This window comes from Kitasatospora arboriphila (genome assembly GCF_039528095.1).
GTDB lineage: Bacteria > Actinomycetota > Actinomycetes > Streptomycetales > Streptomycetaceae > Kitasatospora > Kitasatospora arboriphila.
Genome location: NZ_BAAALD010000047.1, coordinates 1 through 13,472, shown reverse-complemented (window position 1 = coordinate 13,472; position 13,472 = coordinate 1). Strand labels below are relative to the sequence as shown.

The 13,472-nt window shown below is 73.9% G+C and carries 14 protein-coding genes; 5 read left to right on the top strand and 9 right to left on the bottom strand.

Features of this window, described 5'->3' with window-relative positions:
• Nucleotides 1-24: 24 nt before the first annotated feature.
• Entirely contained in the window at nt 25-441 is a 417-nt protein-coding gene (locus tag ABD353_RS23100) for a Fur family transcriptional regulator (RefSeq protein WP_344625562.1), read from the bottom strand.
• 105 nt (nt 442-546) lie between these two features.
• On the opposite strand from ABD353_RS23100, the gene ABD353_RS23095 reads away from it, so the two are divergent.
• Nucleotides 547-2,025 carry a catalase gene (locus ABD353_RS23095; protein WP_344625561.1) on the top strand — a complete coding sequence of 493 codons (1,479 nt, stop codon included), beginning with the start codon at nt 547-549 and terminating at the stop codon, nt 2,023-2,025.
• Between the two features lie 80 nt (nt 2,026-2,105).
• On the opposite strand, the gene ABD353_RS23090 is transcribed toward ABD353_RS23095, so the two are convergent.
• The 7 genes from ABD353_RS23090 to ABD353_RS23060 all read right to left on the bottom strand — a co-directional run bounded on the left by ABD353_RS23090 (nt 2,106) and on the right by ABD353_RS23060 (nt 9,128).
• Complete coding sequence (locus ABD353_RS23090) at nt 2,106-2,447, bottom strand: DUF742 domain-containing protein (RefSeq protein WP_344625560.1); 342 nt, start codon at nt 2,445-2,447, stop codon at nt 2,106-2,108.
• A complete protein-coding gene (locus tag ABD353_RS23085; RefSeq protein ID WP_344625559.1) occupies nt 2,444-4,333 on the bottom strand; it encodes a sensor histidine kinase in 1,890 nt (629 codons plus the stop codon). The genes ABD353_RS23090 and ABD353_RS23085 overlap by 4 nt, the downstream gene beginning before the upstream one ends.
• Before the next feature lie 261 nt (nt 4,334-4,594).
• Nucleotides 4,595-5,392: a histidinol-phosphatase gene (gene hisN / locus ABD353_RS23080; RefSeq protein WP_344625558.1), complete on the bottom strand. Its 798-nt coding sequence runs from the start codon at nt 5,390-5,392 to the stop codon at nt 4,595-4,597.
• A 71-nt stretch (nt 5,393-5,463) separates the two neighbouring features.
• Nucleotides 5,464-5,787, bottom strand: coding sequence for a DMT family transporter (locus ABD353_RS23075; protein ID WP_263103730.1), 324 nt, complete (start codon nt 5,785-5,787; stop codon nt 5,464-5,466).
• Nucleotides 5,788-5,901: 114 nt separating this feature from the next.
• Nucleotides 5,902-6,957 (bottom strand): ribosome small subunit-dependent GTPase A, encoded by a 1,056-nt coding sequence (gene rsgA / locus ABD353_RS23070; RefSeq protein WP_344625557.1) that lies wholly within the window; start codon nt 6,955-6,957, stop codon nt 5,902-5,904.
• Between the two features lie 15 nt (nt 6,958-6,972).
• Nucleotides 6,973-8,292, bottom strand: coding sequence for a 3-phosphoshikimate 1-carboxyvinyltransferase (gene aroA, locus ABD353_RS23065; protein ID WP_344625556.1), 1,320 nt, complete (start codon nt 8,290-8,292; stop codon nt 6,973-6,975).
• 125 nt (nt 8,293-8,417) lie between these two features.
• Nucleotides 8,418-9,128 (bottom strand): M50 family metallopeptidase, encoded by a 711-nt coding sequence (locus tag ABD353_RS23060; protein WP_344625555.1) that lies wholly within the window; start codon nt 9,126-9,128, stop codon nt 8,418-8,420.
• Nucleotides 9,129-9,320: 192 nt separating this feature from the next.
• On the opposite strand from ABD353_RS23060, the gene ABD353_RS23055 reads away from it, so the two are divergent.
• The 4 genes from ABD353_RS23055 to rsrA all read left to right on the top strand — a co-directional run bounded on the left by ABD353_RS23055 (nt 9,321) and on the right by rsrA (nt 12,088).
• Entirely contained in the window at nt 9,321-10,070 is a 750-nt protein-coding gene (locus ABD353_RS23055; RefSeq protein WP_344625554.1) for an SOS response-associated peptidase, read from the top strand.
• Between the two features lie 78 nt (nt 10,071-10,148).
• Complete coding sequence (locus tag ABD353_RS23050) at nt 10,149-10,790, top strand: alpha/beta hydrolase family protein (protein WP_344625553.1); 642 nt, start codon at nt 10,149-10,151, stop codon at nt 10,788-10,790.
• 237 nt (nt 10,791-11,027) lie between these two features.
• Nucleotides 11,028-11,759, top strand: a complete 732-nt coding sequence (locus ABD353_RS23045) for a sigma-70 family RNA polymerase sigma factor (RefSeq protein ID WP_317634021.1) — start codon at nt 11,028-11,030, stop codon at nt 11,757-11,759.
• Entirely contained in the window at nt 11,756-12,088 is a 333-nt protein-coding gene (gene rsrA, locus ABD353_RS23040) for a mycothiol system anti-sigma-R factor (RefSeq protein ID WP_344625551.1), read from the top strand. Before ABD353_RS23045 ends, rsrA begins: the two co-directional genes overlap by 4 nt.
• A 96-nt stretch (nt 12,089-12,184) precedes the next feature.
• Here the strand turns inward: rsrA and ABD353_RS23035 are convergent, their stop codons facing one another.
• Nucleotides 12,185-13,435, bottom strand: coding sequence for a carbohydrate-binding protein (locus ABD353_RS23035; RefSeq protein ID WP_344625590.1), 1,251 nt, complete (start codon nt 13,433-13,435; stop codon nt 12,185-12,187).
• Between the last annotated feature and the right edge of the window lie 37 nt (nt 13,436-13,472).

Genomic DNA, 13,472 nt, shown 5'->3' with positions numbered 1-13,472 from the left:
ACGCGCAGGGCGCACGCGGCGGGGTCAGCCGGGCGAGCAGTCCGGACAGAGCCCGCGGTAGGTGATCTCGGCGCCGGTCAGGGTGAAGCCGAAGCGTTCCGCGGAGGGGAGGGCGGCCATCGGGTCGCCCTCCGGGCGGACGTCGCGCACGGTGCCGCAGCCGGAACAGACCAGGTGCTGGTGGGCCCGGTGCGCATTGGGGTCGTACCGCTTGGCGCGGCCGTCGGTGGAGACCTCCAGGATCTCGCCGAGCGAGACCAGTTCGCCGAGCGTGTTGTACACGGTGGCCCTGGAGATCTCCGGGAGTCTCGCCACGGCGCGGGCGTGCACCTCGTCCGCCGTGAGGTGGACGTGGTCGCCTTCGAGCACCTCCGCGACCGCGCGGCGCTGCGAGGTCAGTCGCCAGCCGCGTCCTCGGAGTCGTTCCAGCAGGTCGCTCATGGACCCAGAGTAAGGCACGTTCTCGAATTGGCTCTAGTGTTGACTTGGACTGAGTCCAAGTTAGGATCGGCTCCGATACGACCGGACGACCGAAGGACCCTCCCCATGACCACCCAGGACGAGCTGCGGCCCACCCTCACCACGGAGTCCGGTGCTCCGGTGGCCGACAACCAGAACACCGAGACGGCCGGCACCGGCGGCCCGGCCCTCATCCAGGACCAGCTGCTGTTCGAGAAGCTCGCCCACTTCAACCGCGAGCGCATCCCGGAGCGCGTGGTGCACGCCCGCGGGGCCGGCGCCTACGGCACCTTCACCGTGACCGCCGACGTCACGCCCTGGACCCGGGCGGCGTTCCTCTCCGAGGTCGGCAAGCAGACCGAGACCTTCCTCCGGTTCTCCACGGTGGCCGGCAACCTCGGCGCGGCGGACGCGGTGCGCGACCCGCGCGGCTTCGCGCTGAAGTTCTACACCGAGCAGGGCAACTACGACCTGGTCGGCAACAACACCCCGGTGTTCTTCATCAAGGACGCCATCAAGTTCCCCGACTTCATCCACACCCAGAAGCGCGACCCGTACAGCGGCTCCCAGGAGGCGGACAACGTCTGGGACTTCTGGGGCCTGTCGCCCGAGTCCACCCACCAGGTGACCTGGCTGTTCGGCGACCGCGGCATCCCCGCCAGCTACCGCCACCTCGACGGCTTCGGCTCGCACACCTACCAGTGGCAGAACGAGGCCGGCGAGCACTTCTGGGTGAAGTACCACTTCAAGACCGACCAGGGCATCAAGAACCTCACCCAGGCCGAGGCCAACAAGCTCGCCGGCGAGGACCCCGACAGCCACCAGCGCGACCTGCGCGAGGCCATCGAGCGGGGCGAGTTCCCGACCTGGACGGTCAGCGTGCAGATCATGCCCGCGGCCGACGCCGCGACCTACCGCTTCAACCCGTTCGACCTGACCAAGGTCTGGCCGCACGCCGACTACCCGCTCGTCGAGTTCGGCACGCTGGAGCTCAACCGCAACCCCGACAACGTCTTCGCCGAGGTCGAGCAGTCGGTCTTCTCCCCGGCGCACTTCGTGCCCGGCATCGGCCCGTCCCCCGACAAGATGCTGCAGGGCCGCCTGTTCGCCTACGCGGACGCCCACCGCTACCGCGTCGGCATCAACGCCGACCACCTGCCGGTGAACCGCCCGCACGCCACCGAGGCCCGCACCAACGGCCGCGACGGCCACCTCTACGACGGCCGCCACGGCCGGCAGAAGAACTACGAGCCCAACAGCTTCGGCGGCCCCGTCCAGACCGGCCGCCCGCTCTGGTCCGCCGTCCCGGTCACCGGCACCACCGGCAACCACGAGGCCCCCTCGCACGCCGAGGACGACGACTTCGTGCAGGCCGGCAACCTCTACCGGCTGATGGACGACGGCGCGAAGCAGCGCCTGATCGAGAACCTCTCCGGCTTCATCGCCAAGGTCTCGGCCGACCGCGACGACATCGTCGAGCGGGCGATCGAGAACTTCCGCAAGGCCGACGCCGACTACGGCCGCCGCCTGGAGGACGCCGTCCGCGAGCTGCGCAAGCAGAAGTGACGGCCTGAGACCGCGGGCCCCGGGAGCGCAACGGCGCACCCGGGGCCCGCGACCACGTCCGGGCGGGCACCACCGCCGTCCTAGAGCCGCAGCAGGCCGTCCCGGATCCGCTCCAGCAGCGCCACGGACACGTCCTCGGCCGCCCGCTCGTGCACCCGCACGAACCGCTCCGCCGCCAGGTCGGCGACCAGCACCCGGGCCACCCCCAGCGGCACCGTCAGCAGCGCCGCCAGCTCGGCCACCGACCGCGGGTACTGGCACAGCTCCACGATCCGGTGCCGCTCGAACCCCAGCGGCGCCGCCAGCGCGGCAGGCTGCGCCGTCACCAGCGTCTCCACCCGCAGCTCGTCCCGGACCGGCCTGGTGCGGCCTGCGGTGATCACGAACGGGCGGACCACCTCGTCCGCGTCGAACCCGGTCATCCCGCCACCCCGACCGCCGGCACCGGCCGCACCCCGTCCGCCAGCAGCGCCGACGGCAGCGCCACCGTCGCCGTCACCCCGTGCACCGGTGCCGGGGAGAGCCGCACCACCGCACCCAGGCGCTCCGCCAGCCGGCCCACCACGTAGAGGCCGAGCTGTCCGCCGCCGTCCACCAGGAAGCTCTCCCGCCCCGCGAGCCGGGTGTTCGCCAGGTCCAGCGCCGACTCGTCCAGGCCCGGCCCGTGGTCCGTCACCACGACCAGGCAGCCGTCCACGCCGAGTCGCGCGAACACCTCCACGTCGGTGTCCGGCGGCGAGGCGGTCAGGGCGTTCTCGATCAGTTCGGCCAGCAGGTGCGCCACCTCCGCGACCGCACCCCCGTCGACCAGCACCCCGTCCACCCGGCGCAGCACGACCCGGCGGTAGTCCTCCACCTCGCCCAGCGCCGAGCGGACCACGTCGCCCAGGGCCACCGGCTGCGGCCAGTGGCGCGGACTCGCCTCGCCGACCAGCACCAGCAGGCTCTCCGCATTGCGCCGCATCCGGGTCGCCAGGTGGTCCAGCTCGAACAGGTTCGCCAGCGCCGCCGGGTCCTGCTCGCTCCGCTCCAGCGCCGACAGCAGGCCGAGCTGGCGCATCACCAGCGACTGGTTGCGCCGGCCCAGGCCGGCCAGCGACCGTGCGGTGTTGCGGCGCTGCACCGACTGCTCGACGGCCAGCCGGACGGCCGTCCCCGCCACCCGGTCCAGTGCCGCACCCAGCACCTCCAGCTCCGCGGTGCCCGCCGCCGCGGCCGCGCCCGGCGAGGCCGCCCCGCCGCCCGTCTGCGCCCGCTCCACCGCCTCCGGCAGCACCCGGTCGGCCAGCTCCTCCGCCTCCGCGGCGAGCGCCGCCACCGGCCGGGTGATCGACCGGGTCGCCAGCAGGCCGAGCAGAACCGCGCCGACGGCCGCGGCGAGCGCCAGCCCGGCGTCCACCAGCAGAGCCCGCAGCGCCTGCGAGCGGAGCTCCGCGGCCCGTGCCGACGCGTCGCCGGCCGCCTGGGACTGCACCACGTACAGGCCGTCGACCAGCTCCGTCGCCGCCTGCCACCAGGCGTCCGCGCGGACCGGCAGCCGGGCCGCCGCCCAGCCGTCCAGGGCCTGCTGCTCCATGCCGGCCGCGGCCACCGCGGCGGGGCTGCGGAGCGCGGCGTCCAGCGCGGCGGTCCGTTCGGGCAGGGCGGTGCGCGGCACGTCGGCGAGCGCCGCACCCCGGTCGGCGGTGATCCGCACGAACGCCGGGTAGTCGCCGCCCCGGAACGAGCCGGCCGCGAGCACGCCGCTCAGCGTGCCGCGTTCCAGCGCCGCCGCCTCGGTGGCCCGGCTCAGCGCCTCCAGCGTGGCGAGCGCATCCGCCAGCCGCCGGTCGCCGGTGGTGTCCCGGTCGGCGAAGGCCGCCGCGTTCAGCGCGGTGACCGCGCCCGTGTAGAACCTCAGCGCCTCCGCCCGGTCGGCGGCGCCGGTGTCGGCCCGGCCGCGCAGCCCGGCCAGCGTGCTCAGCCCGGCGAGCGCCGCACGCACCCGCTCCGCGCCGGGCGGGTCGGCGGCCAGGGACCGGTCGAGCGCCCGCCGGGCCGTGTCGGCGGCCTCCCGCTGCGGGCCGACCCTGGCCCGGAACGACTCCTCGCCGCCGAGCAGGCCCGCGGTCAGGCCGCGCTCGCGCTGGAGCTGATGGACGAACTCCTCGGTGGCGACCACCAGGGCCACCCGGTCGCCGGTCCGGCCGGCGTCGGCGAACCGCCCGGCCTGTGCGGCCGTGCCGATCGCGCCGAGGAGCACCAGGGCGCCGGTCGGAAGGGCGAGGAGCAGGGCGAGCCGGTGGCGGATGCTGCTGAGCGTACGCACGTGGGGAGTCCCCCTCGGCAGTGGCCCGGCGGGGTGGGCGCACGGGGAACGGAGGCGCGGTACCGGGTACCGGCCGCTGGCCCGACGAGCCTAGGGGCCTTCTGTTGCAAGGGAGTTGCCGCGACCTCAGCGTCGCCCGCAACGCGCTGCGGGTGGCCGGCAACCTCGCCGACCACCCGCCGAAACACGCCCGCCCGCCGAAACACGCCCGCCGGACGGGCCCGGCCGCTCACACGCTCAGCGGTTCACGTGCTCAGCAGCTCACACGCTCAGCCGGCGCAGCGCCTCCGCGTGCAGCAGACCGTTGGTGGCCACCGCGTCGGCGCCGTTCGGGCCGTCCACCCCGTCCAGGCCGGTGAACCGGCCGCCCGCCTCCTGCACCACGATGCACGGCGCGGCCATGTCCCACAGGCTCAGCTCCGGCTCCGCCGCGATGTCCGCCGACCCCTCGGCGACCATCATGTACGACCAGAAGTCGCCGTACGCCCGGGTGCGCCAGCAGGCCCGGGTGAGGTCCAGGAACGGGTCGAGGCGGCCGCGCTCCTCCCAGCCGGACAGCGAGGAGTACGAGAAGGAGGCGTCCTCGACCCGGGACACCTCGGAGACGTGGATCCGGGTCGCCTTGGCGAGGCTGCGCCCGGCGTACGCGCCGAGGTCGCGCGCCGCCCACCAGCGGCGGTTCAGCGCGGGCGCCGAGACGATGCCCACCACCGGCTGGAGCTCCCCGTCGATGCCCTCCTCCAGCAGGGCCACCAGGGTCGCCCACACCGGCACGCCGCGGACGTAGTTCTTGGTGCCGTCGATCGGGTCGATCACCCAGCGGCGCGGGCCCGATCCCTGCAGCCCGTACTCCTCGCCCATCACGGCGTCGCGCGGACGGGCCCGCTGCAGCACGCTGCGGACCAGCTCCTCCGCCGCCTTGTCGGCGTCGCTGACCGGGGTGAGGTCCGGCTTGGTCTCGACCTTGAGGTCCAGCGCCTTGAAGCGCTCCAGGGTGACCGAGTCGGCCGAGTCGGCGAGGACGTGGGCGAGTCGGAGGTCGTCGTGGTAATCGGCCATGCCCGAACCCTAGCGACCCGGGGCCCTCCGGGTCAGCGCGGCTCGCACAGCGGACCGAACCGGCGTGCGGATCAGTGTCCGGAGCCGCTCAGCTGGAGCCCCACCACGCCGGCGATCACCAGGGTGATCGACACCAGTTTCAGCACGCTGCTGGACTCCTCCAGGAAGACCATCCCGTACACCGCGGTGCCGGCCGCGCCGATCCCCGTCCAGACCGCGTACGCCGAACCGACCGGCAGCGACTTGAGGGAGAGCGTCAGCAGGCCGAAGCTGCCCAGCGCGAACGCGCAGAAGCTGATGGTGGGCCAGAGCCGGGTGAAGCCGTGGCTCAGTTTGAGGTTGATCGCGAAGCCGGTCTCCAGCAGACCGGCGAGGATCACCATGGCCCATGCCATCGGGCTGACTCCCTTGCCCCTCGGAGCATCCATGCGAGCGTGTCCCACGCTCCTAGGATCACCGGCCGGGAGCCGTCCGACACCTCGGACGGCCCGGAGTCCCCGCAGTGGCGGTCAGTCGCCCTCGCGGGCCTCGCGGCTCGCGAGCAGCCGGCGCAGCGAGTACAGCCGGGCGGGCTCGGCGTGCCCGTCCGCCACCCAGGCGTCCAGCGCGCAGTCCTGCTCGTCGTGGCTGCAGGCCCGCGGGCAGTCCACCGTGCCCGGTTCGAGGTCCGGGAAGGCGAGGATGACCCGGGACGGGTCGATGTGCGACAGGCCGAACGAGCGGAAGCCCGGGGTGTCGATCACCCAGCCCGGATCCAGCGCCTTCCTCGAACCCGGCTTCGCCCCGGGCGGCGGCGGCAGCCGCAGCGCCAGCGCCGACACGGTGGTGTGCCGGCCGCGGCCGGTCACCGCGTTGACGTGGCCCGTCGTCCGCTGCTGCTCCGGCACCAGCGCGTTGACCAGCGTGGTCTTGCCGACGCCGGAGTGCCCGATGAACACCGTCGACCGCCCGCGCAGGTGCTCGCGCACCGCCTCCGCGCCGGCCGTCTCCAGCTCGTCCCGCCGGGTCACCACGTAGGAGATGCCCAGCGGCGCGTACGACTCCAGCAGCGGCTCGGCCGGCGCCAGGTCGGACTTGGTGAGCACCAGCAGCGGCTCCATCCCGGCGTCGTACGCCGCCACCAGGCAGCGGTCGATCAGCCGCGGCCGCGGCTCCGGGTCGGCCAGTGCGGTGACGATGGCCAGCTGCTCGGCGTTGGCGACCACGATCCGCTCGTACGGGTCGTCGTCGTCCGCGGTGCGCCGCAGCACCGAGGTGCGCTCGGCGACCCGGACGATCCGGGCCAGCGTGTCCGGCTCCCCGGACAGGTCGCCGACCAGGCCCACCGTGTCGCCGACCACGACGCCCTTGCGGCCCAGCTCGCGGGCCTTCATGGCGACGACCTCGCGCTCCTTCTTCGTGCCCTGGTCGACCAGGCAGGTCAGCCGCCCGCGGTCGACGGTGAGGATCATCGCCTCGGCGGCGTCCTCGTGCTTGGGCCGGATCCGGGTGCGGGGCCGGGAGCCCCGGCGGGCCGGGCGGTTGCGGATGTCGTCCTCGTCGGCGTCCTTGCCGTAGCGGCGCATGCTGCTCTGCCCCCGTCAGCCCTGGCCGAGGAGGTCGGCCCACATCTGCGGGAAGTCCGGCAGGGTCTTGGCGGTGGTCGCCACGTTCTCCACCTGCACGCCCTCCACGGCGAGGCCGATCACCGCGGCGGCGGTCGCCAGCCGGTGGTCCTCGTAGGTGTGGAAGACGCCGCCGTGCAGCGGACGCGGCCGGATCCGCAGGCCGTCCTCGGTCTCCGAGACGTCGCCGCCCAGGTCGTTGATCTCCTTGGCGAGCGCGGCCAGCCGGTCGGTCTCGTGCATCCGCAGGTGGGCGATGCCGTACAGGTGGGACTCGGAGTCCGCGAGCGCGGCCACCGCGGCGATCACCGGGGTCAGCTCGCCCACGTCGTGCAGGTCGGCCTCGATGCCGTGGACCTTGCCGGTGCCGGTGAACTCCAGGCCCTCGTCGGTGAACCGGCAGGCGCCGCCCATCTGCGTGTAGATGTCGCGCAGCTGGTCGCCCGGCTGGTACGTGTGCTTCGGCCAGTCGCGGACGGTCACCCGGCCGCCGGTGACCAGCGCCGCGGCGAAGAACGGCGCCGCGTTCGAGAGGTCCGGCTCGACCACCAGGTCGCGGCCGATCAGCGCGCCGGGGGTGACCCGCCAGACGTCCTTCTCACCGCCGTCCTCGGGCGCGTCCACCTGGCCGCCGGCCTTGCGGATCATGTCGACCGTCATCCGGATGTGCGGCAGCGAGGGGACCGTCCCGCCGGTGTTCCGGATCTCGACGCCGTTGTTGTAGCGGGCGCCGGACAGCAGCAGGGCGGAGACGAACTGCGAGGACGAGGACGCGTCCACGTCGACCGCGCCGCCGTCCACCGCGCCGGTGCCGTGCACCATCAGCGGGAAGCCGCCGCGGCCGCCGTCGTCGATCCGCACGCCGAGGGCGCGCAGCGCGTCGATCACGCCGTGCTGGGGGCGCTCGTAGCAGCGCGGGTCGCCGTCGAAGTGGACGGGGCCGTCGGCGAGCGCGGCGAGCGGGGGCAGGAAGCGCATGACCGTGCCGGCGTTGCCGACGTCCACCCGGGCCGGGCCGAGCAGCCGCGGCGCGGGGATGACCCGCCAGGCCTCGCCGCCGCCGGTGCCGCCGCTGGCCTCGTTGACCGTCTCCTCGACCGTCACGCCGAGCGCCCGCAGGCCGTCCGCCATCAGCTGGGAGTCGCGGCTGCGCAGCGGCCGGCGGACCCAGCCGGGGCCGTCGGCGAGCGCGGCCAGCACCAGCGCGCGGTTGGTCGCCGACTTGGAGCCGGGGATGGTGACGGTCGCGTCCACGGCTGCGGTGGCGACGGGGGCGGGCCACAGGGCATCGGTCATGCGCCAAGTCTAGGGGGCCGCCCGGCGACGGCCCGGTGCCCGATCGCATGGCGGACGGGGGGTCTGCGGTGATTCCGTGCCCACGGTGTGCCCACCCGCCGTCGGCGGCGCGCCGGTGCCCGGGCTCAGTGCTTCCAGTGCAGCAGCCAGCTCGCCCCGCCCAGCAGGCAGGAGAGCGACACCACCAGGAACAGCGCCACCCACAGCACCGCGCTCACCCCGGTGAGCCGGGACAGCTGGTCCGCGTCCGAGTCCGGGGCCCCGCCGGAGCGCCGCTTGGCCTGCAGCTCGACCACCGGCCGCACCCCCGCCAGCAGCAGGAACCACACGCCGAGGTAGGCGAACGCGGCCTGCACCTGGCTGCCGCCGTACCAGGACACCACCAGGAAGAGCGCGCCGGTGAGCACCACCGCGAGCAGGCCGAAGGCGTTGCGGATCATCACCAGCATCCCGGCCAGCAGCAGGATGGAGATCCACAGCAGGGCGGTGATCCGGCCGTCGGCGAGCAGTGCGGCGCCGCCCAGGCCCAGCAGCGAGGGGGCCACGTAGCCGGCCGCCGCGGTGAGGATCATCCCGGGGCCGGTCGGTCGGCCGGAGGAGATGGTCAGGCCCGAGGTGTCGGAGTGCAGCCGGATCCCGGAGAGCCGCCGGCGGGTCATCAGGGCCGCCACGCCGTGGCCGCCCTCGTGGGCGATGGTCACCACGGTGCGGGTGACCCGCCAGACCGGCGCCGGCAGGATCGCCAGCAGGGCGAGCGCGGCGGTGGTGAGCACCAGCCAGCCCGGCGGTTCGGGCTGGACGCCCGCCACCCGCTGCCAGACGTCCGCGATCTCCATGCTCGTCCTGCCTCCCGTGGTGCTGCCGGTCCGGCAGCCTCCCATGCCAGGACGCCGCGGCGGTAGCGGTCGGTTCGCTCCGGTTCGTCCCCGGCCGGTCCCGGGCCCCTCCCCGGGCGCCTCCCGGGAGCGGCCGTCCGGCTGCCGGAACCGCCCCCGGGCCGTCCGGCCGGCATGGCAGGCTTGGCCCCCATGTGCGGTCGTTTCGCCTCCAGCAGCAGGCCCGAGGACATCGTCGAGGTGTTCGGCGTCGAGCAGTGGGACCCGGCCGAGACGATCGCGCCCAACTGGAACGTGGCCCCGACCTCACCGGTCTACGCGGTGCTGGACCGGCCGCCCAAGGGGCAGCACCGGCCGGTGCGGCAGCTGCGGGTGCTGCGCTGGGGCCTGATCCCGTCCTGGGCGAGGTCGCCGGAGACCGCGGTGAAGATGATCAACGCCCGGGCCGACACCGTGCACGAGAAGCCGGCCTACCGCCAGCCCTTCGCCTCCCGCCGCTGCCTGCTCCCGGTCGACGGCTACTACGAGTGGCAGACCGCACCGGCCGGCCCCGACCGGCCGCCGCGCCAGCCGTACTTCGTCTCCCGGGCGGACGGCAGCCCGCTCGCGCTCGCCGGCCTGTACGAGTTCTGGCGGGACCGCACCCTCCCCGCGGACCACCCGCAGGCCTGGCGGGTCACCTGCACCGTGGTCACCACCGAGGCCGAGCCGATGCTCGCCCCGATCCACGAGCGGATGCCGCTCTTCCTCGACCCCGGCTCCTTCGACGCCTGGCTCGACCCGGGCCTGGACGACCCGGAGGCGCTGCGGGCCCTGCTGGTGCCGCCGCCGCCCGGTGCGCTCACCGTGCACCCGGTGGGCGCCGCGGTCGGCAGCATCCGCAACAACGGCCCCGAACTCGTCCGGGAGCTGACCGAGGACGACCGCACGACGCTCTTCTGACGCGCGGCCCCGGTCCGACGGCGCCGGTCCGGGGGCGGCTGCCCGGCGCGGGCCGCCCCACGGCCTAGGCTCGGCCCCATGCAGAAGCTGGTGCCGACGCCGGTCGGCGATGCCCGGGTGACGACGTTCGCGGCCGAGCGGCCCCGGGTGCTGCTGGCGCTCGGGCACGGGGCCGGCGGCGGCGTGGAGGCGCGTGACCTGCAGGCGCTGGCCGCCGCGCTGCCGGCCCGGGGCGTGTCGGTGGCACTGGTCGAGCAGCCGTGGCGGGTGGCCGGCAAGAAGCTGGGCCCGGCGCCGAAGACCCTCGACGAGGCGTGGCTGCCGGTCGTGGCCGGGCTCGCCGCTGAGGGACCGCCCCTGGTGGTGGGCGGCCGCAGCGCCGGCGCCCGGGTGGCCTGCCGGACGGGCCTCGCCTCGGGGGCGGCCGCGGTGCTGGCGCTGGCGTTCCCGCTGCACCCGCCGGGCAAGCCGGAGAAGAGCCGGGCCGAGGAGCTGCTGAACAGCGGCCTGCCCACCCTGGTGGTGCAGGGCGGCGCGGACACCTTCGGCACCCCGGAGGAGTTCCCCGTGCTGCCGGAGGGCCACCGGCTGGTCGAGGTGCCGTACGGCAGCCACGGGTTCGTGGTGCCCAAGCGGGCGCCGGTCGGTCAGGAGGAGACCCTGGAGGCGCTGGTCGCGGCGGTCGGGGACTGGCTGGGATCGGTTCCGTCGATCGGGTGAGGGGCGGCGGGAATGCGCGGCGGCGCCGCGCGGTTGTGAGGACCGTCAGCAAGTCCCGGGTGAAAGGCAGCGTCCATGGGTTCGATCGCGTGCCCCGAGCGGCCGGAGGAGCGCGCGGCGCAAGGCGCCTTCGTGCCCGACTGGTCGGAATGGATTGTCGCGGGCGAGAAGCCGGTGGGCCGGATATCCTCCATTTCGGGTCGGCCCGCGGTGGGCGGGCCCCGAAGCTCCGAGGAGGTGGGTCCGGTCGTCGGGACCGAGGACGAGGCCGTGCCGGGCGAGGGACTGCCGGAGGGCGGGACGCTCACCGGTGACGAGCTTGCCGAGGCGATCGGTGAGGACACCTTCCGGGTGTCCGCGGACGAGAGCGAGGACGCGCGCCGCGAGCGCTTCGAGCGCGACGCGCTGGCCTTCCTCGACCCGATGTACTCGGCCGCCCTGCGGATGACCCGCAATCCCGCGGACGCGGAGGACCTGCTGCAGGAGGCGTTCGCGAAGGCGTACGCGTCGTTCCACCAGTTCCGCGAGGGCACCAACCTCAAGGCGTGGCTGTACCGCATCCTCACCAACACCTTCATCAACTCGTACCGCAAGAAGCAGCGCGAGCCCCAGCGCACCGCGGCCGAGGAGATCGAGGACTGGCAGCTCGCCCGGGCCGAGTCGCACATGTCGACCGGCCTGCGGTCGGCGGAGGCCCAGGCGCTGGACCACCTGCCGGACAGCGACGTCAAGGACGCCCTGCAGGCGATCCCGGAGGAATTCCGGATCGCCGTGTATCTGGCGGACGTCGAGGGCTTTGCCTACAAGGAGATCGCGGACATCATGGGTACACCCATCGGTACGGTGATGTCCCGGCTGCACCGTGGCCGCCGCCAGTTGCGCGGCATGCTGGAGGACTACGCCCGTGAGCGCGGACTCGTCCCGGCGGGCAGCGGTGCAGGGCAGGAAGCGAAGGGCGCGGGCTCATGAGCTGCGGCGATCCGCACGACACCGAGTGCGGCGAGGTGCTCGACCACCTCTACGAATTCCTCGACAACGAGATGGCCGAGGGCGACTGCGTCAAGCTGCGCGTGCACTTCGAGGAGTGCTCGCCCTGCCTGGAGAAGTACGGGCTCGAACAGGCCATCAAGGCGCTGATCAAGCGCTCCTGCGGCTGTGACGACACCCCGGCGGACCTGCGCACCAAGGTGCTCGCCCGGATCGACTCGATCCGGGCCGGCCAGCGCACCGCCCAGGCACAGGCCGAGGAGGGCGCCGGGCACGGCGCCACCGCGGCCACCGCGGCGGCGGCCGAGTAGCGTCCGCCCGCGCGGCGGCCGTACCCCGACAGCACCGGCGAGGGCCGGCGACCGGTCGTGCCCGGTCGCCGGCCCTCGCCGCACTCGTCGTGGGCGTCAGCAGGGGCCGTCGTCGGCCCAGACGCCCCACTGGCCGCTGTTGGTCGGGATCTCGTTCTGGGTCCACCACTTCGCGTGGTAGTTGTGGCCCTGGTACGAGACCTTGTTGCCGTTGGTGTAGACGGTCGACGCGTTCCACGCGGGCAGCGTGCAGGTGCCCGGCTTGCCGGTCGGCGAGGCCGAGGAGGTGGGCGAGCTCGACGAGGTCGGCGAGGCCGTCGCGGTCGGGGTGCTGGTGGGCGGGGTCGCCCCGGCGAACTTCACGGTGAACTTGGTGAAGTCCCAGTCGTTCTGGGCCACGCTGGAGCAGGAGCCGGACAGGCCCGGGTCCACCGTGCCGGCGCACTGGCGGTCCCGGTTGACGGACCAGTAGGTGTAGCGGGCCAGCTTGTGCGCGGTCGCGAAGTCCAGCACCGTCTGGAAGTCGGCCTGCTTGAAGTACTCGGCGGCGTCGGTCCGACCGTTCATCAGCGAGACGCCCTCGTGGGCGTAGGCGGTCGCCTCGTCCCAGCCGAAGGTGGTCTGCAGGATCTTGTTGAACTTCACCAGCGCGTCGGTCTGGGCCGCCGCGCCGTTGAAGCCGCCGTCGAACGGCATGATCGAGTAGTTGTTCGGCGTGAAGCCCTGAGACTTGGCCTCGTTCAACATCTGCGTGCCGAACCAGCCGGTGCCCGCGTTGGTGCCGGCGGTGGTGATCGAGACGTAGAGGCCGGGGTTGTTCTGCTGGAGGATCTTCGCCGCGCCGATCTCGTTGTGGATCGCCGCCGCGTTCTCGTACTCCGGCTCCTCCAGGTCGAAGTCGATCGCCTTCAGCTGGTACTTGGTGATCACCTTCTGGTAGCCGGCCGCGGTCGCCTCCGGGGTGCCGCAGCCCTGGCCGAGCTTGTTGCCGCCGTAGCCGCCGACCGAGATCGAGACGTCGCCGCCCTTCGCCCGGATCTTCTGGATCACCGCCGGCATGGCGGTGTCGGTGTCGATCGAGGAGGTGCCGCCCCAGGCCGGGGTGCAGCCGCCGGAGTCGAGGATGAAGGCCAACTGGAAGGCCTTCTGACCGGTCGCGTCCATCACCGCGGCGACGTCCGGCGGCGAGTTGTCCTCCGGCATCAGGTACGGGGCCGAGGCGTACCAGTTGCTTCCGAGCGGCGCGGCCGCGGTTGTGGAGGCCAGGGCGTCGCCACCGCTCAGGGCGGCGGCGGCCCGGGCGGCGGCGAGGCTGGTGGCGGCGAGCGCCGCGGCGGCGGCGATCAGGCGGCGGCGGCGGTGCCGGCCGGGTGCGGGGGAGTGG

Coding starts and splice junctions, on each gene's coding strand:
- ABD353_RS23050 (WP_344625553.1), top strand. CDS start 10,149: ATGCAGAAGCTGGTGCCGACGCCGGTCGGCGATGCCCGGGTGACGACG.
- ABD353_RS23095 (WP_344625561.1), top strand. CDS start 547: ATGACCACCCAGGACGAGCTGCGGCCCACCCTCACCACGGAGTCCGGT.
- ABD353_RS23075 (WP_263103730.1), bottom strand. CDS start 5,787: ATGGCATGGGCCATGGTGATCCTCGCCGGTCTGCTGGAGACCGGCTTC.
- ABD353_RS23090 (WP_344625560.1), bottom strand. CDS start 2,447: ATGACCGGGTTCGACGCGGACGAGGTGGTCCGCCCGTTCGTGATCACC.
- ABD353_RS23060 (WP_344625555.1), bottom strand. CDS start 9,128: ATGGAGATCGCGGACGTCTGGCAGCGGGTGGCGGGCGTCCAGCCCGAA.
- rsgA (WP_344625557.1), bottom strand. CDS start 6,957: ATGCGCCGCTACGGCAAGGACGCCGACGAGGACGACATCCGCAACCGC.
- ABD353_RS23055 (WP_344625554.1), top strand. CDS start 9,321: ATGTGCGGTCGTTTCGCCTCCAGCAGCAGGCCCGAGGACATCGTCGAG.
- rsrA (WP_344625551.1), top strand. CDS start 11,756: ATGAGCTGCGGCGATCCGCACGACACCGAGTGCGGCGAGGTGCTCGAC.
- aroA (WP_344625556.1), bottom strand. CDS start 8,292: ATGACCGATGCCCTGTGGCCCGCCCCCGTCGCCACCGCAGCCGTGGAC.
- ABD353_RS23100 (WP_344625562.1), bottom strand. CDS start 441: ATGAGCGACCTGCTGGAACGACTCCGAGGACGCGGCTGGCGACTGACC.
- hisN (WP_344625558.1), bottom strand. CDS start 5,392: ATGGCCGATTACCACGACGACCTCCGACTCGCCCACGTCCTCGCCGAC.